The sequence below is a fragment of the Paracoccus suum genome, assembly GCF_003324675.1.
Lineage (GTDB): Bacteria > Pseudomonadota > Alphaproteobacteria > Rhodobacterales > Rhodobacteraceae > Paracoccus > Paracoccus suum.
This window is the reverse complement of record NZ_CP030918.1, coordinates 424956-447201: the sequence shown is the minus strand read 5'-3', so window position 1 is coordinate 447201 and position 22246 is coordinate 424956. Positions and strand designations below refer to the sequence as shown.

At 67.0% G+C, this 22246-nt stretch carries 19 protein-coding genes and 1 tRNA gene; 13 read left to right on the top strand and 7 right to left on the bottom strand.

Going from position 1 to position 22246, the window contains the following annotated elements; translation table 11 throughout:
* Nucleotide 1 precedes the first annotated feature (1 nt).
* The 7 genes from sufB (at nt 2) to DRW48_RS02095 (ending at nt 6242) form a co-directional block, all read left to right on the top strand.
* A complete protein-coding gene (sufB, locus tag DRW48_RS02125) occupies nt 2-1525 on the top strand; it encodes a Fe-S cluster assembly protein SufB (RefSeq protein ID WP_114074966.1) in 1524 nt (507 codons plus the stop codon).
* Between the two features lie 275 nt (nt 1526-1800).
* A complete protein-coding gene (sufC, locus tag DRW48_RS02120) occupies nt 1801-2556 on the top strand; it encodes a Fe-S cluster assembly ATPase SufC (RefSeq protein ID WP_114074965.1) in 756 nt (251 codons plus the stop codon).
* Entirely contained in the window at nt 2556-3818 is a 1263-nt protein-coding gene (locus DRW48_RS02115) for a SufB/SufD family protein (protein WP_114074964.1), read from the top strand. Before sufC ends, DRW48_RS02115 begins: the two co-directional genes overlap by 1 nt.
* Nucleotides 3815-4327 (top strand): hypothetical protein, encoded by a 513-nt coding sequence (locus tag DRW48_RS02110; protein WP_114074963.1) that lies wholly within the window; start codon nt 3815-3817, stop codon nt 4325-4327. Before DRW48_RS02115 ends, DRW48_RS02110 begins: the two co-directional genes overlap by 4 nt.
* Complete coding sequence (locus DRW48_RS02105; RefSeq protein ID WP_114074962.1) at nt 4324-4917, top strand: YIP1 family protein; 594 nt, start codon at nt 4324-4326, stop codon at nt 4915-4917. The genes DRW48_RS02110 and DRW48_RS02105 overlap by 4 nt, the downstream gene beginning before the upstream one ends.
* Nucleotides 4914-6125 carry a cysteine desulfurase gene (locus DRW48_RS02100; RefSeq protein WP_114074961.1) on the top strand — a complete coding sequence of 404 codons (1212 nt, stop codon included), beginning with the start codon at nt 4914-4916 and terminating at the stop codon, nt 6123-6125. The genes DRW48_RS02105 and DRW48_RS02100 overlap by 4 nt, the downstream gene beginning before the upstream one ends.
* 40 nt (nt 6126-6165) lie before the next feature.
* Nucleotides 6166-6242, top strand: a tRNA-Arg gene (locus DRW48_RS02095).
* Between the two features lie 76 nt (nt 6243-6318).
* Here DRW48_RS02095 and DRW48_RS02090 read toward each other — a convergent pair.
* On the bottom strand, nt 6319-6705 hold the full coding sequence (locus DRW48_RS02090) for a cupin domain-containing protein (protein ID WP_114074960.1): 387 nt from the start codon (nt 6703-6705) through the stop codon (nt 6319-6321).
* 465 nt (nt 6706-7170) lie between these two features.
* Here DRW48_RS02090 and amaB point away from each other — a divergent pair, with 465 nt between their 5' ends.
* A complete protein-coding gene (gene amaB, locus DRW48_RS02085) occupies nt 7171-8685 on the top strand; it encodes an L-piperidine-6-carboxylate dehydrogenase (RefSeq protein ID WP_114077300.1) in 1515 nt (504 codons plus the stop codon).
* 189 nt (nt 8686-8874) lie between these two features.
* On the opposite strand, the gene DRW48_RS02080 is transcribed toward amaB, so the two are convergent.
* Complete coding sequence (locus tag DRW48_RS02080) at nt 8875-9279, bottom strand: MerR family DNA-binding protein (RefSeq protein WP_114074959.1); 405 nt, start codon at nt 9277-9279, stop codon at nt 8875-8877.
* Between the two features lie 46 nt (nt 9280-9325).
* Here DRW48_RS02080 and DRW48_RS02075 point away from each other — a divergent pair, with 46 nt between their 5' ends.
* Nucleotides 9326-10123, top strand: coding sequence for a MauE/DoxX family redox-associated membrane protein (locus DRW48_RS02075; protein WP_114074958.1), 798 nt, complete (start codon nt 9326-9328; stop codon nt 10121-10123).
* Nucleotides 10124-10161: 38 nt separating this feature from the next.
* Here DRW48_RS02075 and DRW48_RS02070 read toward each other — a convergent pair whose 3' ends face one another.
* Nucleotides 10162-10788: a methyltransferase family protein gene (locus tag DRW48_RS02070; protein ID WP_114074957.1), complete on the bottom strand. Its 627-nt coding sequence runs from the start codon at nt 10786-10788 to the stop codon at nt 10162-10164.
* Nucleotides 10788-11369, bottom strand: a complete 582-nt coding sequence (locus DRW48_RS02065) for a tyrosine-protein phosphatase (RefSeq protein ID WP_114077299.1) — start codon at nt 11367-11369, stop codon at nt 10788-10790. Before DRW48_RS02065 ends, DRW48_RS02070 begins: the two co-directional genes overlap by 1 nt.
* 121 nt (nt 11370-11490) lie before the next feature.
* On the opposite strand from DRW48_RS02065, the gene DRW48_RS02060 reads away from it, so the two are divergent.
* Together DRW48_RS02060 and DRW48_RS02055 are read left to right on the top strand one after the other, a co-directional pair.
* Entirely contained in the window at nt 11491-12147 is a 657-nt protein-coding gene (locus DRW48_RS02060; protein ID WP_114074956.1) for a response regulator, read from the top strand.
* Nucleotides 12144-13409, top strand: a complete 1266-nt coding sequence (locus DRW48_RS02055) for a histidine kinase dimerization/phospho-acceptor domain-containing protein (RefSeq protein WP_114074955.1) — start codon at nt 12144-12146, stop codon at nt 13407-13409. The genes DRW48_RS02060 and DRW48_RS02055 overlap by 4 nt, the downstream gene beginning before the upstream one ends.
* A gap of 18 nt (nt 13410-13427) precedes the next feature.
* On the opposite strand, the gene DRW48_RS02050 is transcribed toward DRW48_RS02055, so the two are convergent.
* The 3 genes from DRW48_RS02050 to DRW48_RS02040 all read right to left on the bottom strand — a co-directional run bounded on the left by DRW48_RS02050 (nt 13428) and on the right by DRW48_RS02040 (nt 18991).
* Entirely contained in the window at nt 13428-16556 is a 3129-nt protein-coding gene (locus DRW48_RS02050) for a multidrug efflux RND transporter permease subunit (RefSeq protein WP_114074954.1), read from the bottom strand.
* Nucleotides 16557-16560: 4 nt separating this feature from the next.
* Nucleotides 16561-17961 carry an efflux RND transporter periplasmic adaptor subunit gene (locus tag DRW48_RS02045; protein WP_114074953.1) on the bottom strand — a complete coding sequence of 467 codons (1401 nt, stop codon included), beginning with the start codon at nt 17959-17961 and terminating at the stop codon, nt 16561-16563.
* Between the two features lie 247 nt (nt 17962-18208).
* Nucleotides 18209-18991 (bottom strand): IclR family transcriptional regulator, encoded by a 783-nt coding sequence (locus DRW48_RS02040; protein ID WP_114074952.1) that lies wholly within the window; start codon nt 18989-18991, stop codon nt 18209-18211.
* A gap of 204 nt (nt 18992-19195) precedes the next feature.
* Here DRW48_RS02040 and DRW48_RS02035 point away from each other — a divergent pair, with 204 nt between their 5' ends.
* Both DRW48_RS02035 and DRW48_RS02030 read left to right on the top strand, forming a co-directional pair.
* Nucleotides 19196-20530 carry an MFS transporter gene (locus DRW48_RS02035; RefSeq protein ID WP_241963341.1) on the top strand — a complete coding sequence of 445 codons (1335 nt, stop codon included), beginning with the start codon at nt 19196-19198 and terminating at the stop codon, nt 20528-20530.
* Between the two features lie 58 nt (nt 20531-20588).
* Entirely contained in the window at nt 20589-22223 is a 1635-nt protein-coding gene (locus tag DRW48_RS02030) for a GMC family oxidoreductase (protein ID WP_114074951.1), read from the top strand.
* Nucleotides 22224-22246: the final 23 nt, after the last annotated feature.

The window sequence follows — 22246 nt, the reverse complement described above, 5'->3', positions numbered from 1 at the left end:
CATGGCCGAGGCCGCACTTGATCTTGACGTCCGCGAGGGTGTCGACGCCGCGACGGTTGCAACCGTGCAGGGCATGGGCGCCTACAAATACGGCTGGGATACCGAAATCGAGATGGAGTATGCCCCAAAGGGCATTTCCGAGGATATCGTCCGACTGATCTCGCAGCGCAACGAAGAGCCGGAATGGATGACCGAATGGCGTCTGACCGCCTTCCGCCGCTGGCAGCAGATGGAAGAGCCGCGCTGGGCGATGGTCGATTACCCCGACATCGATTTCCAGGACCAGTATTATTACGCGCGCCCCAAAAGCATGGTGGTGCGCCCGCAATCGCTGGATGACGTCGATCCCAAGCTGCTGGCGACCTATGCCAAACTGGGTATCCCGCTGAAGGAACAGGCGATCCTCGCTGGAGTCGAGGGCGAGGACGCGGCCCCCGCCGAGGGCCGCCGGGTCGCCGTCGATGCCGTCTTCGACAGCGTCAGCGTGGGCACCACCTTCAAAGAAGAACTGGCCCGAGCCGGCGTGATCTTCTGCCCGATCAGCGAGGCGATCCGCGACTATCCCGAGCTGGTCAAGAAGTACCTCGGCAGCGTCGTGCCCCAGTCGGACAACTATTTCGCGACGCTGAACAGCGCAGTGTTTTCGGACGGCAGCTTTGTCTACATCCCGCCGAACACCCGCTGCCCGATGGAGCTGTCGACCTATTTCCGCATCAATGCCGAGAATACTGGCCAATTCGAGCGGACGCTGATCATCGCCGACAAAGGCAGCTATGTCAGCTACCTCGAGGGCTGCACCGCGCCCAAGCGCGACACCGCGCAGCTGCACGCCGCGGTGGTCGAACTGGTGATCCTCGAGGATGCCGAGGTGAAATACTCGACTGTCCAGAACTGGTTTCCGGGCGACGAGGAAGGCAACGGCGGAATCTACAACTTCGTCACCAAGCGCGCTGATTGCCGCGAGGCGAACGCCAAGGTGATGTGGACCCAGGTCGAGACCGGCAGCGCGATTACCTGGAAATACCCGTCCTGCATCCTGCGCGGTGATGGCGCGCAGGGCGAATTCTATTCGATCGCGATCACCAACAACCGCCAGCAGGCCGACACCGGAACCAAGATGCTCCATCTTGGCCGCAACACCCGCTCGCGCATCGTATCCAAGGGGATCAGCGCCGGCCGCGCCCAGAATACCTATCGCGGGCTGGTGACGATGCACCCCAAGGCGACCAATAGCCGCAACTACACGCAGTGCGACAGCCTGCTGATCGGCGATCGATGCGGCGCCCACACGGTGCCCTATATCGAGGTCAAGAACATGTCCTCGCGCGTCGAGCACGAGGCGACCACGAGCAAGGTCGATGACGAGCAACTGTTCTACTGCCGTCAGCGCGGCATGGACGAGGAGGAAGCCGTCGCCCTGGTCGTGAACGGCTTTTGCCGCGAGGTGCTTCAGGCCCTGCCGATGGAATTCGCCATGGAGGCGCAGGCGCTGGTCGCCATCAGCCTCGAGGGCAGCGTCGGCTGACAAAGCCGCCGCCCCGTGCCTGGGGCGGTCGCCATCAAACCATCGTTCCGGCCAATGGCCCAGCCCGCCATGGGAATGTCTTGAGCATGTCTAACGCGCCCAGTCCCATATCGCCCCAAGGCACATGCGCCTTTGGCGCCCCGCGCCGGATGGCGGACGGTCTGGCCGCGCGGGGGAAATCGGGATAGGCGATGGCCTGCGGACGACACGAACTTTGACGGATCAGTTATTCTAAGCCCGGCCGACCGCGGCGGGCCTTGCGGACAGGTAGGACCATGCTGGAAATCAACGACCTTCACGTCAAGCTCGAGGACGAGGACAAGCAAATCCTCAAGGGCGTCACGCTGAGCGTTCCGGCCGGCGAGGTCCATGCCATCATGGGGCCGAACGGCTCGGGCAAGTCGACCCTCAGCTATGTGCTGTCAGGTCGCGACGGCTATGAGGTGACCGAGGGTACAGCCACGCTGGACGGCGTCGACCTGCTGGAGATGGAGCCCGAGGACCGTGCCGCCGCGGGCCTGTTCCTGGCGTTCCAGTACCCGGTCGAGATCCCGGGCGTGGGCAATATGACCTTCCTGCGCACCGCGATGAACGCCCAGCGCAAGGCGCGCGGCGAGGCCGAGCTTTCGGCCGGCGACTTCCTCAAGCTGGTGCGCGAGAAAGCCAATGCGCTGAAGATCGACGCCGAGATGCTGAAGCGTCCGGTCAACGTCGGTTTCTCGGGCGGCGAGAAAAAGCGCAACGAAATCCTGCAGATGGCCATGCTGGAGCCGCGGATGTGCATCCTTGACGAGACCGACAGCGGCCTCGACGTTGATGCCATGCGCCTCGTCTCCGAGGGGGTGAACGCCCTGCGCGCACCGGATCGCGCCTTCCTGGTCATCACGCACTACCAGCGGCTGCTGGACCATATCCGCCCGGACGTGGTGCACATCATGGCTGATGGCCGGATCGTGCGCAGCGGCGGCCCCGAGCTGGCGCTGGAGGTCGAGCGCGACGGTTACGGTGCGATCCTGTCGGAGGCCCGCTGATGGCGGACCTGTCACCTGTCCTGACCCGAACCCCGGCGAGCGATTCGCCCCTAGGCGTCGCCCGGCAAGCGGCCGAGGATCGCCTGGCGCAATTGGGCCTGCCCGGCCGCCGGGACGAATACTGGCGCTTTGCCGGCCCAGCCGATTTCTCGCAGGGCGATGCGCCTTCCGTCGCCCTGCCGCAGGGCGACGGCACGCTGTTCTCCGATCTGGACCGCCTGACGCTGGTTTTCGTGGATGGCCGTTTTGACGCCGCAGCCTCCGATCCGCTGCCGCTGGACGGGGTCGAGATTGCGCCCTTGGCGGCAGCGCCGGACTGGGCGCGCCGCGCCTACGGCGCGCGCGAGGCGGCGGCGCATATCCCGGTGCCGCGTCCCCTGGCGGCGATGAATACCGCAAGGGCCGCGGATGGCCTCGCGATCCGCGTCACCGGCCGCCCCACGCGGCCGCTTCACATCCTGCATCGGCGCACCGAGGCGGCCGGCGATGCGGTCTGGCACCATGTCATCCACCTCGAACCGGGGGCCGAGCTGACACTGATCGAGACCGGCTCGGCCGGCTCGCGACAGAACTCGGTGATCGAGGCCGATCTCGCCGACGGTGCCAAGCTGCACCTGATCGCCGCCAAGCGCCGCGGCGACGAACTGGCGCTCTCGCATCTGTTCGCGCGTCTCGGCAACGAATCGGTGCTCAAGTCCTTTGCGCTGGCGCTGGATGGCCGGCATCTTCGTCGCGAGGCAGTGATCGATGTCGTCGGCGATGACGCGGTGGTCCATCTGGCCGGCGCCGCGCTGGGCGATGGCCGCGATTTCATCAACGATGACACGGTATTCATCATTCACGGCGGCCTGCGCGGTGAAAGCCGCCAAGTGTTCAAAAAGGTACTACGGGGCAGCGCGACCGGCATCTTTCAGGGCAAGATCCTGGTCCGGCCGGGCGCGCAGAAAACCGACGGCTACCAGATCAGCCAGTCGCTGCTGCTGGATGAACTGTGCCAGTTCCTCGCCAAGCCCGAACTGGAAATCTACGCCGACGACGTGAAGTGCAGCCACGGCAGCACCACCGGCGCGATCGACGAGACGGCGTTGTTCTACCTGCGCTCGCGCGGCGTGCCCAAGGCTCAGGCCGAAGTGCTGTTGGTGCTCTCCTTCCTCGCCGACGCGCTGGCCGAGATCGAGGATGACGGCCTGCGCAGCCGCATTTCTGCCCGCGTCGAGGAGGCGTTGACCGCCGACGCCGGCCAGATTGGCAACGGCGGGTGAGACCGGCGCCGCCCCGCGCCGCCCGCGGCCTGGCGCCGCGCGTGCTGGAAAGCTGGTTCGCACCGGGGCGGGTCGTGCGCGGATTGCGCGGCATGCCCGAGGGCGCCCTGCTGGCGCTCCTGCTGGCGGCGCTGCTGGTCTTCCTGATCGCGCAGGCGCCCGGCCACGCGCGGGCAGCGGCGCTGGACCCGGGGATTCCGTTGGGACCGCGCCTGGCCGGGGCAGGGCTTGCCGTCATGTTCCTGATGCCGCTGGCTGCCTACGGCGCGGCGCAGGCGCTCAGTTGGCTGCTACGCCTTGGCGGATGGGTGCTCCACCCAGCCGATTCGCGGCTCGCGCTCTTCTGGGCACTGCTGGCCGTTGCCCCGGCGATGTTGCTGGCTGGTCTCACCGAGGGGCTGGTCGGTCCCGGCCCGGCGCTGACCGCGACGCGGCTGCTGGCCGGGACCGGGTTCCTGTTCATCTGGCTCTCGGGTGTGCGGGCGTTGATCGAAAGGCCAGGAAAATGAACCCGTCGGCCTTCACGCGCATGGCCATGCTGACCCTGCAAAGGCCGGACCGCGCCATCGCCATGATGCGCGGGCTGCAACTGCCGATGGCGGACCGCTGGGCAGCCCTGGCCCTCGCGACGGTCCTGTCTTCGATTCTGGCCGGCCTTGCAAACCTGATGTTTCCTTCTCAGGCCGGGGGCGCCAGCGCGCTGCTGGTCGCCTCGCCCATTGTACTGACGGTGCTGCAGTTCTTTGCCCTGACGGCTGCCGCCGCGCTGATGGCGCGCGTCGGCCAGATGTTTGGCGGCCATGGCAATTTTCCTGACGCGTTGCTGGCGCTGACCTGGATCGACCTGATCATCATCGCCGCGCAGGCCGTGCAACTGGCGCTCATGGTGGTCCTGCCCTCTGCCTCTACCATGCTGTCGCTGGCGACGCTGGCGCTCTATGTCGTTCTGGCGGTGCGAGTGACGACCGCGCTGCACGGATTTTCCAATCCCTTCCTCGTCGCCCTTGGCATGGTCTCGACGCTGATGTTGACCGGCGCCGTCCTCAGCGTCGTTCTGGCCATGCTTGGCCTGCTGCCCGCCCCGGAGGCGCTGCCATGACGCTTGATCTGCCCGCCATCCGCGCCGATTTCCCGATCCTGTCGCGGCAGGTCAACGGCCGGCCGCTGGTCTACCTCGACAACGGCGCCAGCGCGCAAAAGCCGCGCGTCGTGATCGACGCCATCTCGCGCACATACGAAGGCGAATACGCCAACGTCCACCGCGGGCTGCACACGCTGTCGACCCTTGCGACCGAGCGTTACGAGGCGGTGCGCGGCACCATCGCCCGCTTCCTCAAGGCGCGCCATCCGGCCGAGGTGATCTTCACCTCCGGCGCGACCGAGGCCATCAATCTGGTCAGCTATTCCTGGGCCGCCCCGCGCCTGAAGGCCGGGGACGAGATCCTGCTGTCGGTGCTGGAGCACCACGCCAATATCGTCCCCTGGGCTTTCCTGCGCGAGCGTCAGGGCGTCGTGCTGAAATGGGTCGAGCCAGAACCCGACGGCAGCTTGCCGCCGGAAAAGATGCTGGCTGCGATCACCCCCCGCACCAAGCTGATCGCCGTCACCCACATGTCGAACGTGACGGGCACCGTCGTCGATGTCGGCGCCATCGCGCGCGGCACTGACGTTCCGGTTCTGGTCGATGGCAGCCAGGCTGCCGTCCACCTGCCGCTGGATGTGCCGGCGCTTGGCTGCGCCTTCTACGCCATCACCGGGCACAAGCTGTATGGCCCGTCCGGCTCGGGTGCGATCTGGATCGACCGCGCCCGCCAGGACGAGATGCGCCCCTTCATGGGCGGCGGTGACATGATCCGGGAGGTCACGCGCGAGGCCGTGACCTATGCCGACCCGCCGCTGCGGTTCGAGGCCGGCACGCCTGGCATCGTCAACCAGATCGGCCTGGGCGTCGCGCTCGACTACATGATGGGCCTCGGGATGGAGAACATCGCCGCGCATGAGCGTGCGCTGCGCGACCACGCCCGCGCGCGCCTGCGGGAATTGAACTGGCTGACCGTCCAGGGGGATGCACCGGGCAAAGGGGCGATCTTCTCGATGACGATGGAGGGGGCGCATGCGCATGACCTCTCGACCATCCTCGACAAGCGCGGCATCGCCATCCGCGCCGGCACCCACTGCGCCATGCCGCTGATGCAGTTCTACGGCGTTACCGCGAGCGCCCGTGCCAGCTTTGCCCTCTACAACACCGAGGCCGAGGTTGACGCCCTGATCGACGGCCTGATCTTCTGCCGCGAGCTGTTCGCCTGACCTTGCCCGGTCCCCGCGCTGCGTGTAGGAACGGCGCCAGGCACCCGTAGCTCAGCTGGATAGAGCGCTGCCCTCCGAAGGCAGAGGTCACAGGTTCGAATCCTGTCGGGTGCGCCACTTCATCGCTGATCGCCATTGCCCGTCTGAGGCGAGCCAGCGCTGAACTGCGGGTCCGCGCGCCCGTTCGACGGCGTCAGAGATCCGTCTGAATCCAGGTTGGCGAATGATGGATGTCGATGGTTTGCAGCCGGCCCGGCCCGAGATTTTCAAATCTATGCGGGATGGCGGCGGGGCCGAACACCACCTCGCCGGCGGCTGCGTCGATGGTCGTCTCACCAACATGGAAACGCGCGTGACCGGCGATTACGACGAAAGTTTCATCGTAGGGGTGGACATGAAGACGCGGCCCCTTGCCTACCTCGTCAGTGCCGTAAGCCAGAACCGTGATCGGTCCCCCTAACGCCAGACCCTCGAGGCTTCCGCGCCAGGGGCCTTCGTTCCCCGCTTTAACCAGAACGCCCTTGGACGGGGCACGCCCGTCGGGCTTGACCGTCGCGGGGTCGAAATCTCTGCGCGCCATGGTCTCTTGTCCCTGCGCCTGGCACTCGCGGACAGCACTGGCGTGCCGCGAGACCCTCCTGGGTTGGCATATCTGAACACTAAGCAGGTTAGCTGCGCTCACTTCCACCGGAAAACGAAGATCGTCTCCCGCGCTCCGAGCGCACGACGCGGTGACGTTGGCGCGATGGCGCTTGCTTTAACGACTTGCTCGAAGCCGCCGCTGTTCCGCCCGGCTGATGTTTGTCCGGCTGAAGTGGACCCTGCCGGGGACCCGCGCGGTGGGTTGCCCGAGAATTACGGTAGAATTGCCCCTTTTCACATCGATGCGGATGCGGTGTCGCGCCGCGCGGTCTTGTAGTCCGACGCCCGGTCGGGGAGTTTGGCGCCAGCTTCAGCGCGGACCACGGCATGGGCCGGCGCCACCATCAAACCTCAGATGCACCGGGCCTCGGCGCCGCGCGCTTCGACTGACAAGGACCAAGACATGACCGAAATCGCCACGACCGCCCAGGACATCCTGACCCGCCTTGGCGTCCAGCCCGCGCGTTACACGGACGGTACTCTGGAGAGCTTTTCCCCCGTTACGGGCGAGCGTATCGCCGCGCTGCCGGAGCAGAAGGCGGCCGAGGTGACCCAGGCGATCGATCGCGCCGCCGCCGCCTTCCGTGAATGGCGCCTCGTTCCCGCCCCGCGCCGGGGCGAACTGGTCCGCCTGCTGGGCGAAGAGTTGCGCGCAGCCAAGGATGACCTCGGCCGGCTGGTGTCGATCGAGGCTGGCAAGAGCCCCTCGGAAGGCGCCGGCGAGGTGCAGGAGATGATCGATATCTGCGATTTTGCCGTCGGCCTGTCGCGCCAGTTGTACGGCCTGACCATCGCTACCGAGCGTCCCGGGCACCGGATGATGGAAACCTGGCATCCGCTGGGGGTCGTCGGGGTAATCTCGGCCTTCAACTTTCCCGTCGCGGTCTGGTCGTGGAACGCCGCGCTCGCGCTGGTCTGCGGCAACCCGGTCGTCTGGAAGCCGTCGGAAAAGACGCCGCTGACGGCACTTGCCTGCCAGGCGATCCTCGAGCGGGCCGCGGCCCGCTTTGGCGATGTGCCGGACGGGTTGAGCCAGGTCATCATCGGCGGCCGCGAGACGGGCGAGGCGATGGTGGACGATCCGCGCGTCGCGCTGGTGTCGGCCACGGGTTCGACCCGCATGGGCCGGCAGGTCGGACCCAAGGTCGCGGGCCGCTTTGGCCGCGCGATCCTCGAACTCGGCGGGAACAACGCCGGCATCGTCTGCCCCTCGGCCGATCTGGATATGGCGCTGCGCGCCATTGCCTTTGGTGCGATGGGCACGGCCGGACAGCGCTGCACCACGATGCGCCGCCTGTTCGTCCATGAAAGCGTCTATGACCAGTTGGTGCCCGGGCTGATCAAGGCCTACGGCTCTGTCTCGGTCGGCAACCCGCTGACGACGCAGGCGCTTGTCGGACCGCTGGTCGATGGCCAGGCGTTCCAGGCGATGCAGGACGCGATCGCGGCGGCGACTGCTGCGGGCGGCAAGGTCCACGGCGGCACGCGTGTCACCGAAGCCGGTCCCGAGGCGGCATTCTATGTGAAGCCGGCCCTGATCGAGATGCCCGAGCAGACCGGTCCGGTGCTCGAGGAAACCTTTGCCCCGATCCTCTACGTCATGCGCTACGGCGATTTTGACGAGGTGATTGCCCAGCACAACGCGGTGGGCGCGGGCCTGTCCTCGTCGATCTTCACGACCGATCTGCGCGAGAGCGAGATGTTCCTGTCGGCCGCGGGGTCGGACTGCGGCATTGCCAACGTCAACATCGGCACCTCGGGCGCCGAGATCGGCGGCGCCTTCGGCGGCGAAAAGGAAACGGGCGGCGGGCGCGAAAGCGGCTCTGACGCGTGGAAGGCCTACATGCGCCGGGCGACCAACACGATCAACTACTCGCGCCAGTTGCCGCTAGCCCAGGGCGTCGTTTTCGACATCTGATGGTGCTGAGCGTCAGCACGAAATCGTTCCGCCGCAACGTGGCCGTTGCGGCGGGCTTTTTTTGGGCCATCGGGATTTTCACAATGCGAGGCTGGAGCCTTTGTGCGGCGCACCGCCGCCGCAGATGCCGTTGACCTCGCGAGCCGAGTGGGCAGCGGATCGGCGTAACTCCCCTTACCGAAGAGATATCTAAATCCCGAATGACGCGAGGATCGGGCAGGGGCCCTTGACGCCATGCTCGCATTCGTTTGCGAGCCGCCGCAGGGCGTCCCTTGCGCGCTCTAAATCGGCGATCTTGGCGTTCAGATGCTCGACCCTTGCGTGGGCGAGTTCGCGCGCCCGCGCGCGGTCCTCGCCGGCGTCGAGGAGCAGCAGTTCCTTGATCTCCTCCAGTGTAAACCCGGCCGCCTGTGCCTGGCGGATAAAGCGCAGGCGGCGCAGATCCTCGCCGCCGTAGCGACGGATCCCGCCAACGCGGTGGGGCGTGCCGAGCAGACCCTTGCGCTGGTAGAATCGGACCGTCTCGACCCCGACCTTCCCGCCTGCTGCAAGGCCGCCAATCGTCAGCGTGTTCGACTCTTGACTCTGTACCATGGTACAGACCCTATATCTGCCCCGGCCCCACCACAAGGAACGTGAGATGTCGGACCTGAGCAAACATCCAGCACCCGGAACGAAAGCGGCGCTGTACCGCATGGTGATGCCCGGGCACACCTGCCCCTATGGGCTGAAATCCATGCATCTGCTCAAGCGCGCCGGCTACCAGGTCGAGGATCATCACCTCGAGACACGCGAGCAGACCCAGGCCTTCAAGGCCGAACACGGCGTTGCGACCACGCCCCAGATCTTTATCGACGGCAAACGAATCGGCGGGCATGACGACCTGCGCCGCTTCCTCGGCAAGAGTGTCGCGGATCCCAAGGCGACCAGCTATCGCCCGGTCATCGCGCTGTTCGCGACGACGGCGTTGATGGCGATGGCGGCAAGCTATGCTGTCACCGGAAACCCGCTGACGCTGATGGCCGCGGAATGGTTCATCGGCTTCTCAATGGCCGTGCTGGCGCTGCTCAAGCTGCAGAACGTCGAGACGTTCGCCACGATGTTCCTGAACTACGACCTTCTGGCCGAGCGCTGGGTGCCCTACGGCTATATCTATCCCTTTGCCGAGGGGCTGGCAGGCGTTCTGATGATCGCGGGCGCGCTGACCTGGCTGTCGGTGCCCATCGCACTTTTCATCGGGACGGTCGGCGCGGTGTCGGTCTTCAAGGCGGTCTATGTCGAGAACCGCGAGTTGAAATGCGCCTGCGTCGGCGGGGGCAGCAACGTGCCGCTGGGCTTTATCTCGCTGGTCGAGAACCTGATGATGATCGCCATGGCGGTGTGGATGGCCCTCGCTGCATTCGGCGTCGCGCCCGAGGGCGTCCACCGTCTGGGCTAGCGCGGTGCAGGATGGCGGGCCGACCCGCAGCGGGAGGGTTACCAGAGGCGGAAGGCGGCCCCGTAACCCGCTGCGTGCATCGCCTGGATCGCCGCGGCCAGCGGGATTGCGGTCAGAAACACCAGTGCATCGGCCAGGTTGCGGCGCAGGACGGACAAATCGACCGTGATGCGCGGGGGGGTGTGAAAATTGGACAGGCGCGGCATCAGGCGGGGCACGTGGGCGGCGTAGGCGTCGTAAGCGGGGCCAAAGGCGGCGCGCAGGAAACGCTCCTCCCGTCGGGCGGTCAGCCACAGGACAGCAGCGGCGAGCGCGCCGAGCGCCACCGCCAGCACCACGCTGCCGAGCGCGAGGCCAAAGCCGACCACCCCGATGATCGAGAAGGAATAGAGCGGGTGGCGGCAGAGCGAATAGGGGCCGTCCTGCATGACTGTCGCGTTCTTGCGACCGCCGATATAGAGAATCGCCCAGAACCGGCCCAGCACCGCGGCGATGATCGTTAAGGTGCCCAGGGTGTGCACCAGCGACAGCGCGGCGCCGTGCCAGACGGGAACGCCCAGGAGGATCGGCAGGGCGGCGAGCACGAACAGGATGCGCAACACCGCGATCCGAAGGCGCTGGTTGGCGGGGGTGATGGTGTGGTTTGAGTCGGCGGTGACGCTCATCAGCTGGCAAATCCCATCTCGGGCTCCAGGGCCTCCCAGCTCTGGTCCATGGGCCAGGCGGCGGTCAGCGGCAGCGAGACATGGCCAAAACGGAAAGATATCTGCGACTCGGCTGCCTCTTCGCCGCCGCCGTGACGCGCTAGCCACAAGGCGGACGCGAGGCCGGTACGGTCGGCCCCCGACTTGCAGTGGATCAGCACCGGGCCGGGCATTGAATCCAGCAACGCGAGCAATTCGTTGGCCCGGGCCGGGGTCAGATGCTCGCCGGCGCTCATGCGGAAATCGGCATGGGCGAGGCCAAGGCGCTTCGAGGTTGCAATCTCGTCGCGATACCAGTCGGAGTCCGAGGCGCCACGCAGGTTGACCACGCTGCGAATGCCGTTGACGCCAGCCCAGTTGGTCAGCGCCTCGGGGCTCGGCTGGGCCGAACGATACATCTCGCCGGCGCGAACCGGATGGAAGTTGCCGCGGTATTGCAGGAAGCCCGCCCAGCCGGCGGCGGCGATCAGCAAGCCGATGAAAAACAGCCCCGCCCGCAGCAAGAAGCGCAGGGCGAGGCGTGAGGGCGGGCGCGACGGCATCAGCGAAGTCATCCGGATATCTTGCGCCTTCAACCTGAACGCTGGCTGAACGCATCTGCCAAAGGCTGGTCTTGCCTTGCATTTCGCGTCACCGTGCGATCCTGTCGCGTGGGGACGTCGGGTGCGGATCTTGCTGATCGAGGATGACGAGGGGATCGGCGCCGCGGTGCGCGACCGGATCGCCGCCGACGGTCACCTCCCCGACTGGATGACCACGCTGGACGATGCGGATGCCTGCATGTCGGCCATGAGCTATGATCTGGTGCTGCTCGATCTGATGTTGCCGGATGGCGACGGGCTGGCCTTCCTGCGCCGGCTGCGGGCGGCGGGGCACCAGGTGCCCGTGATCGTGATGACCGCGCGCGACCGTATTTCCGAGCGGATCGCGGGGCTCGACGCCGGGGCGGACGACTATCTGGTCAAACCCTTCGATCTGGCCGAACTGTCCGCCCGGATCGGCGCCGTCGCCCGCCGATATGGTGGCAACCCCAGCCCGATCATAAGCCTGGGCGCGTGTCAGGTCGATCTGGCCCGGCGTCGGGTCACCGGCCCGGACGGCCCCGTCGAGGTCGGCCGCCGCGAATGGATCGTGCTGGAAACCCTCATCGCGCGTGCCGGCCGCTTTGTGAGCCGGGCGCAGATCGAGGACCGCATCTATTCCTTCGAGGAGGGCGCCGAGAGCAACACGGTCGAAGTCTATATCAGCCGGCTGCGGCGCAAGCTTGGCCGCAGCGCGATCGAGACGCAGCGTGGCGTCGGCTACCGGATCGCGCCGTGACGAGGACGCCGCCGCGAAGCCTGACGCGCGATCTGACGCTCGGCTTCGGCTGCGGGCTGGTGGCGGTCTGGCTGGCCGCGCTGGCCATCGGCTGGGCTGTTCTGGGGGTGGAAATTGACGAGATCTATGACGCAGCTCTGACGCGTACATCCGAGCGTCTGGCGGTGATCGGGGCGGGTGCGGGTGCAGCGGGACTAGGGGATCGCCGCCCTGCTGGGGCGCTGCGGGCGCGACTGACCGCGACCGATGGCCAGACGGTTTACGCTGTCGGCGAGTTGCCCGCGGAAACGCCCATCGGCTTTTCGCGCGTGGATGGCCTGCGGGTGCTGACGCAGCGACTGCCCGATGGCGGACTGCTGCAGGTCGCGGACCCGCTGGCCGAGCGACGTGAGGCGGTGCGCGAGACGCTGCTGTCCGCGCTCGTGCCCTTCGCATTGTTACTGCCGCTGGCCATTTTCGGGCTGTGGCGCTTTGTCCGGCGGCAACTGGCCCCGGTCAACGCCTTGTCGCGCGAGGTCGCGGACCGCGGGGCAGCAGATCTGCGACCGCTGTCGGCGGCACCACTGCCGGTCGAACTGCAGCCGATGCATGACGCCGTCGACCGACTCATGGGGCGGCTCGACGAAGCGCTCGCAGCCGAGCGCGCCTTCTCCTCGAACGCCGCGCATGAGTTGCGCACCCCCATCGCCGCCGCCCTCGCCCAGGCCGAGATGCTGGAGGCCGAGGCGACCGACCCGCGCCTGGCGCGGCGCGCCTCAACTCTGGCGGCGCAGTTGCGCCGGGTCGGCCGGCTCGCTGGCAAGCTGCTGGAACTGGCCCGGGCCGAAGGCGGGGCCGCTTCGGGGCCGAAGGCGGCCCCACAGGATGTGCGGCAGGCGCTGCAACTGGTGGCGGCCGAGTTTCCGACGACCGAACTGGCCCTGCCGGAGAAGCCACACCTGCTGGCCGTCGATCTGGACGCCTTTGCCGTCATCGCCCGCAACCTGATCGAGAACGCGGTCTTGCACGGGACCGATCCGATCACCGTGGTGCTGGCAGGCGACACGCTAACAGTCTGCAACGGCGGGCAGGTGCTCGATCCCACTCTGCTCAATCAACTGACCCGGCGCTTCCAGCGCGGCGCCAGCCGCGCGTCAGGCAGCGGCCTTGGCCTCGCCATTGTCGAGGGCCACGCCCTGCGGGAAGGCGCGGCCCTGACCTTGGCCTCGCCCGCACCGGGGCGGGGCGACGGCTTTTGCGCGACGGTCCGGTTCCGCACCTAGCGGGGTGGGATGCTTTCCTCAGGCGCGGACCTCGGGGGCCGGGTCCTTGCGACCGCGGCGGCGGACCATGCGGGTCGCCTGCATCACCGCAACATAGAACACCGGCACAAGGAAGATACCGATGGCGGCGGAGGCGGCCATGCCACCCAGAACGCCGATGCCGATGGACCGCTGCGCCCCGGCACCCGCGCCGGAGGCGATCGCCAGCGGCATCACCCCCAGCATGAAGGCAAAGGTCGTCATCAGGATCGGCCGCAGGCGCATGCGCGAGGCTTCAATCGCAGCCTCCAGCAAGGGGCGTCCCTCCTTGACCAATGCCTGCGCGAACTCGACGATCAGGATCGCGTTTCGCGCGGCGAGGCCGATGGTCGTCAGCAGGCCGACTTTGAAATAGACGTCGTTCGACTGGCCGAAGTAAAGCGCCGCTGCCAGCGCGCCGACGATTCCGATTGGCACGGTCATCATGACCGCCAGCGGCACCGTCCAGCTCTCGTAAAGGGCGGCCAGAGCAAGGAACACGATCAGCGCCGACAGCGCGAACAGCATGGGTGCCTGGTTGCCGGACAGACGCTCCTGATAGGACAGCCCGGTCCAGGCGGTCGCGTAGCCGCCCGGCATGGCGCTGACCAGTTCCTCCATCGCGTTCATCGCGGCACCCGAGGACAGGCCCGCCGCGGCGCTGCCACTGATCTCCAGCGCCCGGGTGCCGCCGAAGCGGGCCAGCGCCTGCGCCTGCTCGTCCCATTCGCGGCTGGCGAAGGCGCCGAACGAGACCATCTCGCCGCCGCTGTTGCGGGCATGCCAGAGGTCGATGTCCTCGGGTTGCGAGCGGGCAGCCGCCTCGCCCTGCACGATCACCGGCCGCAGTTCGGTCCCGAGGGCAAAGTCGTTGACCTCGCGCCCCGAGAAGATGACCGACAGCATGGCGTTCACTTCGGATACCGAAAGGCCATAAGCGGCTGCGCGTTGCTGGTCGATGTCCAGCCGCAGCGCGCTCTGGTAGGGGGCGTCGTTGCCGCGCAGGTTGGTCACGCGGCCATCCTTTTGCGCCGTCGCGACCAGCGTGTCGGCGGCCTTGGCCATCTGTTCCTGGCCCTGGCCGCTCTGGTCGAGCAGATACATGGTAAAGCCCGACGAGGTGCCCATGCCCTGAATGGCCGGCGGTTGCAGCACGAACACCTGCCCGGCGCGGTTGGTCATGAAGAAATGGGCGTTGGCCCGATTGACCAGCGCGGCGGCGTCCTGCCCCTCGCGCTCCGCGTAGTCCCGCAGCTTGACGAACACCATCGCGGTGTCCTGCCCCGGCCCGGTGAAGCCGAAGCCAACGGCGGCGAAGACCGATTCCACGGTCTCTTTTTCTTGCTCCAGCAGGTATTTCTCGATGTCCTCGACCAGCGCGGTCGTCTGCGCGATGGTCGAGCCGTCGGGGGTCGAGACCATCGCCATCAACACGCCCTGGTCCTCTTGCGGGATGAACGAGCCGGGCATCTTCTGGAACAGGGTGAAGGCGCCGTAGCCAAAGGCCAGCAGCACCAGCAGCATCATGAACGGCCGGCGCACCAGCCGCGTGACGACCCCGGCATAGCCGCCCGTCACCTTGTCGAGGCCGGTGTTGAACCAGCGCGCCGGGGCGATGCCGCCACCATGGGCGCGCTTTTTCAGCAGGCTGGCGCACATCGCCGGCGTCAAGATCAGCGCCACCCCGAGGGACAGCACCATCGCGGTGATGATGGTGATCGAGAACTGGCGATAGATGACCCCCGTGGCGCCGCCCATGAAGGCCATCGGCAGGAACACTGCCGACAGCACCAGCACGATGCCGACCAGCGCCGAGGTGATCTCGTCCATGCTGCGCTCGGTCGCGGCAACGGGGTCGAGCCCCTCTTCCTCCATCACGCGCTCGACGTTCTCGACCACAACGATGGCATCGTCGACCAGCAGGCCGATGGCCAGCACCAGCGCAAACATGGTCAGCGTGTTGATCGTGAAGCCCGCCATGGCAAGCACGCCGAATGTTCCCAGCAAAACCACCGGGATTGCGATCACCGGGATCAGCGTCGCGCGCCAGCTTTGCAGGAAGACGAGGATCACGAGGAACACCAGCACTACGGCCTCGGCCAGCGTCTTGTAGACTTGGTTGATTGATTTCTCGACGAACGGCGCGGTGTCGTAGGGATAGACCACACTGACCCCTTGGGGCAGCGAGCTTTCGATCCCGGCGATGGTCGCGCGAACGGCGGCGGCGGTGTCGACCGCGTTTGCGCCAGTGGCGAGGTTCACGGCGAAACCCGCTGCCGGATGGCCGTTGTAGCGCGAATCGACGCCGTAGGATTCCTGCCCGATCTCGATCCGGGCGACATCGCCCAGGAACACGGTCGAGCCGTCCTCGGCCACGCGCAGCAGGATGTTCTCGAACTCGGGCACGGTCGACAGTTGCGACTGGGCCGAGACGGGGATCGTGATCCGCTGTCCCTCGGCCGAGGGCTGGCTGCCGAGGTTGCCGACGGTAACGTTGGTGTTCTGCTCGGACACCGCGGCCATCACGTCCGAAGGCGTGACCTGGTACTGGACCATCTTCAGCGGGTCCAGCCAGACGCGCATCGCGTAACCCGAACTGAAGGTGTTGATCGAGCCGACGCCCGGCGTGCGCTGGACCGGGTTCTCGATCATCTGCGCGGTGATGTCGCCCAACTGGACCGAGCTGTAGCGCCCGTCCAGCGATGTCAGCGCCCCGACCAGCAGGATCGACGAGGTCGAGCGGGTGACGCTGACGCCGCTCTGCTGCACGACCGAGGGCAGTTGCGAGGTCACCAGTTGCAGCTTGTTCTGCACCTGCACCTGCGCAATGTCCGCATCGACCGTGTCGTCGAAGGTCAGCGAGATCGACGCCGAACCGGGCGTCGAGGAGGAGGTCATGTAGATCAGCCCCTCGATCCCGGTCATCGCGTCCTCAAGGACGGTCGTCACCGAGGATTCGACGATTTCGGCCGAGGCGCCGGTATAAGTCGCGCGCACGCTGACCGTGGTTGGCGCGATCTGGGGATATTGCTCGATCGGCAACTGCGTCAGCCCGAGGCCGCCGGCCAGCATGACGATCAGCGCGATGACCCAGGCAAAGACGGGCCGGTGGATGAAAAAGCGGGCCATGGGACTACTCGGCCGGTTTGGCCGCCGCGTCGCCATTCGGCTTCGCATCAGCTGCGGGATCGGTTTCGGGGGCCGCCGGTGCCTCGGCGCTGTCCGTGGCGTGGGTGCTGGCTGGGGCGGCCGCCTCGGACGAGTTCGTCTCTCCGCTACTGGCTGCCGCATCGGTGCCGGTTGAGACGGCTGCTGGGGCCTTCGCCGCCGGGGAAGCCGCGCCATCGGTCGGGGTTGCGGCCGGCGCGCCGCCAGCGGGGGTCGCCTGTGCCGCGCGCACCACGCCCTGCTCGTCATAGGTCACTGGCAGGGTTTGCACCGCCGTGCCGGCCGTCAGGCCGGTCAGGTTGTCCGCCACCACCAGATCGCCCGCCTTCAGGCCATCGGTGATAATCCAGTTGTTGTTCCAGCTGCCATCGTCCTTCAGCTTGCGCTGGACGACCTTGCCATCCTCGACCACCCAGACCGAAAGCTCGCCGATCCGGTCGCGCGTCGCGGCAGATTGCGAGACGAGGAAAGCCTGGGTTGTCCCCAGCTCGATCGTGCCGCGAAGGAACATGCCGGGCAAAAGCCTGCGGTCCGGGTTCTCGAACCGGAAGCGGTTGTCGACCGACCCGGTCGTGGTCGAGACGCTGAAACCGGGGGCCACAAGTTCGCCCTTGGCCTTGTAGGTCTGCCCGTTCTCCAGCGTCAGGGTGGCGTTCAGGGTCTTGTTCATCTTCAGCCGGCCCGATTCGATGTCGTCGATCACCGACTGCAGCCGCACTGACGGCACCAGGATATCGACTTCGATCGGATCGAGGCGCGTGACCGTGGCCATCGCCTCGCCCTGATTGGCGGTGACGAGATCGCCGACCGAGACTGCGGCCACGCTTGCGAAGCCGTCGATGGGGCTGGTGATGGTCGTCCAGCCAAGCTCGGCCTTGGCGACGTCGAGCGCGGCCTTGGCCGACCGCAACTGGGCGGCGGCCTGGTCGGCAGCGGCCTGGGCGCTGTCCGCCTGCACACGGGTCGAGCCCGAGCCGAGCAGGCGCTTGGCCCGGCCGGCGGCGGCGTCAGCCTCGGTCGAGGCGGCCTGTGCGGATTCCACGTTCGCCTCGGCCGTCACGACGCCGGACTGGTAGGTGGTTGCGTCCAGCCGGAACATCGGCGCGCCGGCTTTCAGCGGGACCGCCGGATCATAAAGGATCTCGGTGACCATTCCCGAGACGCGCGGGCGGATCGCCGCCTCGGCCCCGGCAACCGCACGGCCGGGCAGGGTGACGATGCGCGGCACCGGCTGCAGCTGCATCTCGACCACGCCGACCTGCTTGGGCGGCATCTGCCCCGGGACCTGGGCGAGGGCCGGGGCGCCGGGGGCGAGCCCCGCGAGGCTCAGCGCCAGCAGGCCGGCGGCGATGGGGCGATGGAACATGGCAAACCTCGGCGGCAGGGCAAAGGGGCGGGATAGGGGGTTAGGGGCGTACATGCAACGAAGCGGCCTGCCGCAACAACCGTGAAACCGAATACCGTCGCGACGTACCGCGCCATTCGACAGTACCACCTCAGGTTGAGGCTAGCCGCGACGATTTCGGCGCCCAGCGCCGATATGCAGTTTGTCGGGCGCCAGATCGCTGACAGGGACTCGCTGCCGGGCGCCCTCGCCGAGCCGGCGCGTGCCCTCAGACCACCCCCGACAGGTCAAGCGCGGCGGTCTGCAGGACGTCAAGGTGACGCAGCCCGTCCTGCAGGCTTAATCGCTGCGAAGGCGCGTGGAATGACAGCGTGGCGCAAAAGCGCCCCTTGCGGTCGCGGATCGGGACGGCGACGGCGATCATGCCCTCGACCAGTTCCGCGCTGTCGGTCGCGTATCCCGCTTGCCGGACGCGGGCGATCTCGGCGCGCAGGGCGGCGGCGGTGGTGATGGTGCGCGCGGTGTAGCTGCGCATCCGCACCCGCGCGAGGTAGCTTTCCAGCGCCGCGTCGCTCAGCTGCGACAGGGCCATCTTGCCCGAGGCGGTGGCATGCAGCGGCACGCGCGAGCCGATGCCGAGGTCGATGCGCAGCGGCCACTGCGTCTCGACCCGGTCGATGTAGACCATCGCATCACCGTCCGGGATGGCGAGGTTGCAGGTCTCGCCGACCTTCTCGGCCAGTCCGACCAGCACCGCGTGACGCGGCAGCAGGCTCAGGCGCGAGCGCATGACCCCCAGCATCATCTCGCGCAGCCGCGGGCCAGGCAGAAACCCCCTTCCTTCAAGGTCGCGGGCCAGAAACCCTTCGGTCTCCAGCGAGACGACGAGGCGGTGGATGGTCGGCTTTGGCAGGCCCAGCGAGGCGTTGATCTCGGCCGCGGTCAGTGCGCGCGCGGCGGACGCGACGACCTCGATGATCTGAAGGTTTCGCAGGCTGGTCTGGCTCGTGGCCGCGGGCGCGGTGGGGCGGGTGTCGATCTGCGGCTCCATCAATTCTCATTCCAGGGCGGCTCCCTGCTACCTTAGCCGGAGCTTACGCCAAGGCAACTTTCGCGCGGCGATTAATGAGACCAAGATTCTCAAAAACCGTTGACACGATGTGACGTCGCGTAAAACATGGCCCGATCGGCGCATCCGTTTGCCGACCCGATGGGGAGTCGGGACAACAAGGTCAAAACCTGTGGGAGGGATGAGATGTCGGATATGTCCGGTCTGGGCCGCGTGCCGGCGGCCGCCGTGCGAACGCGCGAGCAGGACGTCAGAAAGGTGGTCTTCGCCAGCCTCGTTGGCTCGACCATCGAATGGTACGATTTCTTCCTCTATGGCGTGGTTGCCGGGATCGTCTTCAACCAGCTGTATTTCCCCGTCCACGACCCGACCATCTCGATCATGCTGGCCTATGCCACCTTCGCGGTGGGCTTTGTCGCGCGGCCGCTGGGCGGTCTGATCTTTGGCCATTTCGGCGACCGGCTGGGCCGCAAGACGATGCTGGTCATCACCCTGCTGATGATGGGCGGGGCGACCGTGGTGATCGGCCTGCTGCCGACCTATTCGCAGACTGGCATCGCCGCGCCCCTGCTGCTGCTGCTCATGCGCGTGCTTCAGGGCATCGGCATCGGTGGCGAATGGGGTGGCGCGGTGCTGATGGCCTATGAATACGCGCCCGAAGGCAAGCGCGGCTTTTACGCCTCGATCCCGCAGATCGGCCTGTCGCTGGGGTTGTTCATGGCCTCCGGCGTGATGGCGCTGCTGACCATGCTGCCCGAGGCATCGTTCATGGCCTGGGGCTGGCGCGCAGCGTTCATCGCCTCGATCCTGCTGGTCGCATTGGGCACCTGGATCCGCAGCAACATCGACGAAAGCCCCGAGTTCCTGGCCGCCAAGGAGGAATCGCGCGGCCGCGATCAGGGCCTGCCGTTTGCCACCATGATGCGCCGCTACCCGGGCAACGTCGCGCTGGGCATGGGCGCGCGCTATATCGACGGCGTCTTCTTCAACGTCTTTGCCGTGTTCTCGATCGTCTACCTGACCAAGTATGTCGGGATGGAGAGGACCTTTGCGCTGTGGACCGTGTGCACGGCCGCGGTGGTGATGATCTTCCTGATCCCCTTCTTTGGCCGCGTTTCGGACCGCTTTGGCCGGCCGCAGACCTACGCCGTCGGCTCGGCCCTGCTGTGCCTGAGCGTATTCCCTGCGTTTGCGCTGCTCTCGACCGGCAACCCGTTGCTGGTGGTACTGGGGATCGTGCTGCCGTTCGGGATCGTCTACCCGATCTGCTATGGCCCTGAGGCGGCGTTGTTCGCCGACCTGTTCGATCCCAGCGTGCGTTACACGGGCGTGTCGTTCGTCTACCAGTTCTCGGGCATCTTCGCCTCGGGGATCACGCCGATGATCGCGACCTGGCTGCTGGCCAAGAACAACAACGACCCGTTCTGGCTATGCGCCTATGTGGTGTTTGCCGGCGTGGTGTCGATGATCTGTGCGATCCTGATCGCAAGACGCGGTCAGCGCACGGCGTTCGTGGCCTGACCTCCGGCGCTCCGCTGCTGCGGGCGCCCAACAATCCTTCGGACGAAATGGCGGCGACATGACCCAGGCACCCGAGATTTCCGATTATATCGTCGTCGGCGCAGGCTCGGCCGGTTGCGTCATCGCCAATCGCCTCAGCGCCGATCCGGGCGCGCGGGTCACCCTGCTGGAGGCGGGCAACCGCGACAGCAGCCCCTGGATTCACGTTCCGGTCGGCTATTTCCGGACCATGCACAATCCTGCCTTCGACTGGTGCTACGAGACCCAGCCGGATGCGGGCCTTGGCGGGCGAAGCTTGCACTGGCCGCGCGGCAAGGTGCTGGGTGGGTCATCCTCGCTGAACGGGCTGCTGTATGTCCGTGGCCAGCGCGAGGATTACGACCACTGGGCCCAGATGGGCAATCGCGGCTGGTCCTGGTCCGAAGTCGGGCCGATCTTCGAGGGGCTGGAGACCTTCCAGCGGCCCGACACCGCGGAGGGCCGTGGCCAGCAGGGCGAATTGCAGGTCTCCGACCCAGCCCTGCGCCGCGAGATCTGCGAGCGTTGGATCACGGCGGCCGAGGCGAATGGTTATAGCTACAACCCCGATTACAACGGCCCCGTGCAGGAAGGTGTCGGCCATTTCCAGCTGACGGTGAACCGGGGCCGGCGCTGCTCAGCTGCGGTGGCATTCCTGAAGCCCGTTCGTGACCGGGCCAACCTGTCGGTAGTCACAAATGCGCAGGTACTGCGCGTAGTCATCACTAACGGCCGCGCCACGGGGGTCGAGATCCGGCGCCCGGATGGCGTCACCCAGATCCTGACCGCGCGGCGCGAAGTGATCCTGTCGGCCGGCGCGATTGGCTCGCCTCAGATCCTGATGCTGTCGGGTGTGGGCGACGCGGCCGCCCTTGCCGGCCATGGCATCACTGTCCAGCACCATTCGCCCGAGGTCGGGCGCAACCTGCAGGACCACCTGCAGGCGCGGCTTGTGTTCAAGTGCCGCGAGGCGACGCTGAATGACGAGGTGCGCAGCCTGGTGAACAAGGCCCGGATCGGGCTGGAATACGCCTTGTTCCGCACCGGCCCCATGACCATGGCGGCCAGCCTCGTGTTCGGCTTTCTCAAGACGCGGCCGGATCTGGCGACGCCCGACATCCAGTTTCACATCCAGCCGTGGTCGGCGGACAGCCCGGGCGAGGGAGTGCATCCCTTCTCGGCCTTTACGCAGTCTGTTTGCCAATTGCGGCCCGAAAGCCGGGGCACGATCACGCTGGCATCCGCCGATCCGGCTGAGGCGCCGCTGATCCAGCCGAACTACCTGGCCACCCAGACCGACCGCGACACGTTGGTCGCGGGGATCGAGATCGCGCGCCAGATCGCCCGGACCGAGCCGCTCGCCTCGGCCATCAGCGAGGCCTTTCGCCCGACCGAGGACGTGCAGGGCTATGACGAGGTGCTGGCCTGGGCGCGCCAGAACTCGACCACCATCTACCACCCGACCGGCACCTGTCGGATGGGCCCGGACGAGGGCGCGGTCGTTGATCCGCGCCTGCGCGTCAACGGCGTCCACGGGCTGCGCGTGGCTGACTGCTCCATCATGCCCGAGATCGTCTCCGGCAATACCAATGCCCCGGCAATGATGATCGGCGCCAAGCTGGCGCAGATGGTGATCGAGGATCACCGCGCCGACGCACTGCCCAACGTGGCGTAGAGGGTGGCGGGCCGGACCGGGGC

Coding starts and splice junctions, on each gene's coding strand:
- sufB (WP_114074966.1), top strand. CDS start 2: ATGGCCGAGGCCGCACTTGATCTTGACGTCCGCGAGGGTGTCGACGCC.
- sufC (WP_114074965.1), top strand. CDS start 1,801: ATGCTGGAAATCAACGACCTTCACGTCAAGCTCGAGGACGAGGACAAG.
- DRW48_RS02115 (WP_114074964.1), top strand. CDS start 2,556: ATGGCGGACCTGTCACCTGTCCTGACCCGAACCCCGGCGAGCGATTCG.
- DRW48_RS02105 (WP_114074962.1), top strand. CDS start 4,324: ATGAACCCGTCGGCCTTCACGCGCATGGCCATGCTGACCCTGCAAAGG.
- DRW48_RS02100 (WP_114074961.1), top strand. CDS start 4,914: ATGACGCTTGATCTGCCCGCCATCCGCGCCGATTTCCCGATCCTGTCG.
- DRW48_RS02090 (WP_114074960.1), bottom strand. CDS start 6,705: ATGGCGCGCAGAGATTTCGACCCCGCGACGGTCAAGCCCGACGGGCGT.
- amaB (WP_114077300.1), top strand. CDS start 7,171: ATGACCGAAATCGCCACGACCGCCCAGGACATCCTGACCCGCCTTGGC.
- DRW48_RS02080 (WP_114074959.1), bottom strand. CDS start 9,279: ATGGTACAGAGTCAAGAGTCGAACACGCTGACGATTGGCGGCCTTGCA.
- DRW48_RS02075 (WP_114074958.1), top strand. CDS start 9,326: ATGTCGGACCTGAGCAAACATCCAGCACCCGGAACGAAAGCGGCGCTG.
- DRW48_RS02070 (WP_114074957.1), bottom strand. CDS start 10,788: ATGAGCGTCACCGCCGACTCAAACCACACCATCACCCCCGCCAACCAG.
- DRW48_RS02065 (WP_114077299.1), bottom strand. CDS start 11,369: ATGCCGTCGCGCCCGCCCTCACGCCTCGCCCTGCGCTTCTTGCTGCGG.
- DRW48_RS02050 (WP_114074954.1), bottom strand. CDS start 16,556: ATGGCCCGCTTTTTCATCCACCGGCCCGTCTTTGCCTGGGTCATCGCG.
- DRW48_RS02045 (WP_114074953.1), bottom strand. CDS start 17,961: ATGTTCCATCGCCCCATCGCCGCCGGCCTGCTGGCGCTGAGCCTCGCG.
- DRW48_RS02040 (WP_114074952.1), bottom strand. CDS start 18,991: ATGGAGCCGCAGATCGACACCCGCCCCACCGCGCCCGCGGCCACGAGC.
- DRW48_RS02035 (WP_241963341.1), top strand. CDS start 19,196: ATGTCGGATATGTCCGGTCTGGGCCGCGTGCCGGCGGCCGCCGTGCGA.
- DRW48_RS02030 (WP_114074951.1), top strand. CDS start 20,589: ATGACCCAGGCACCCGAGATTTCCGATTATATCGTCGTCGGCGCAGGC.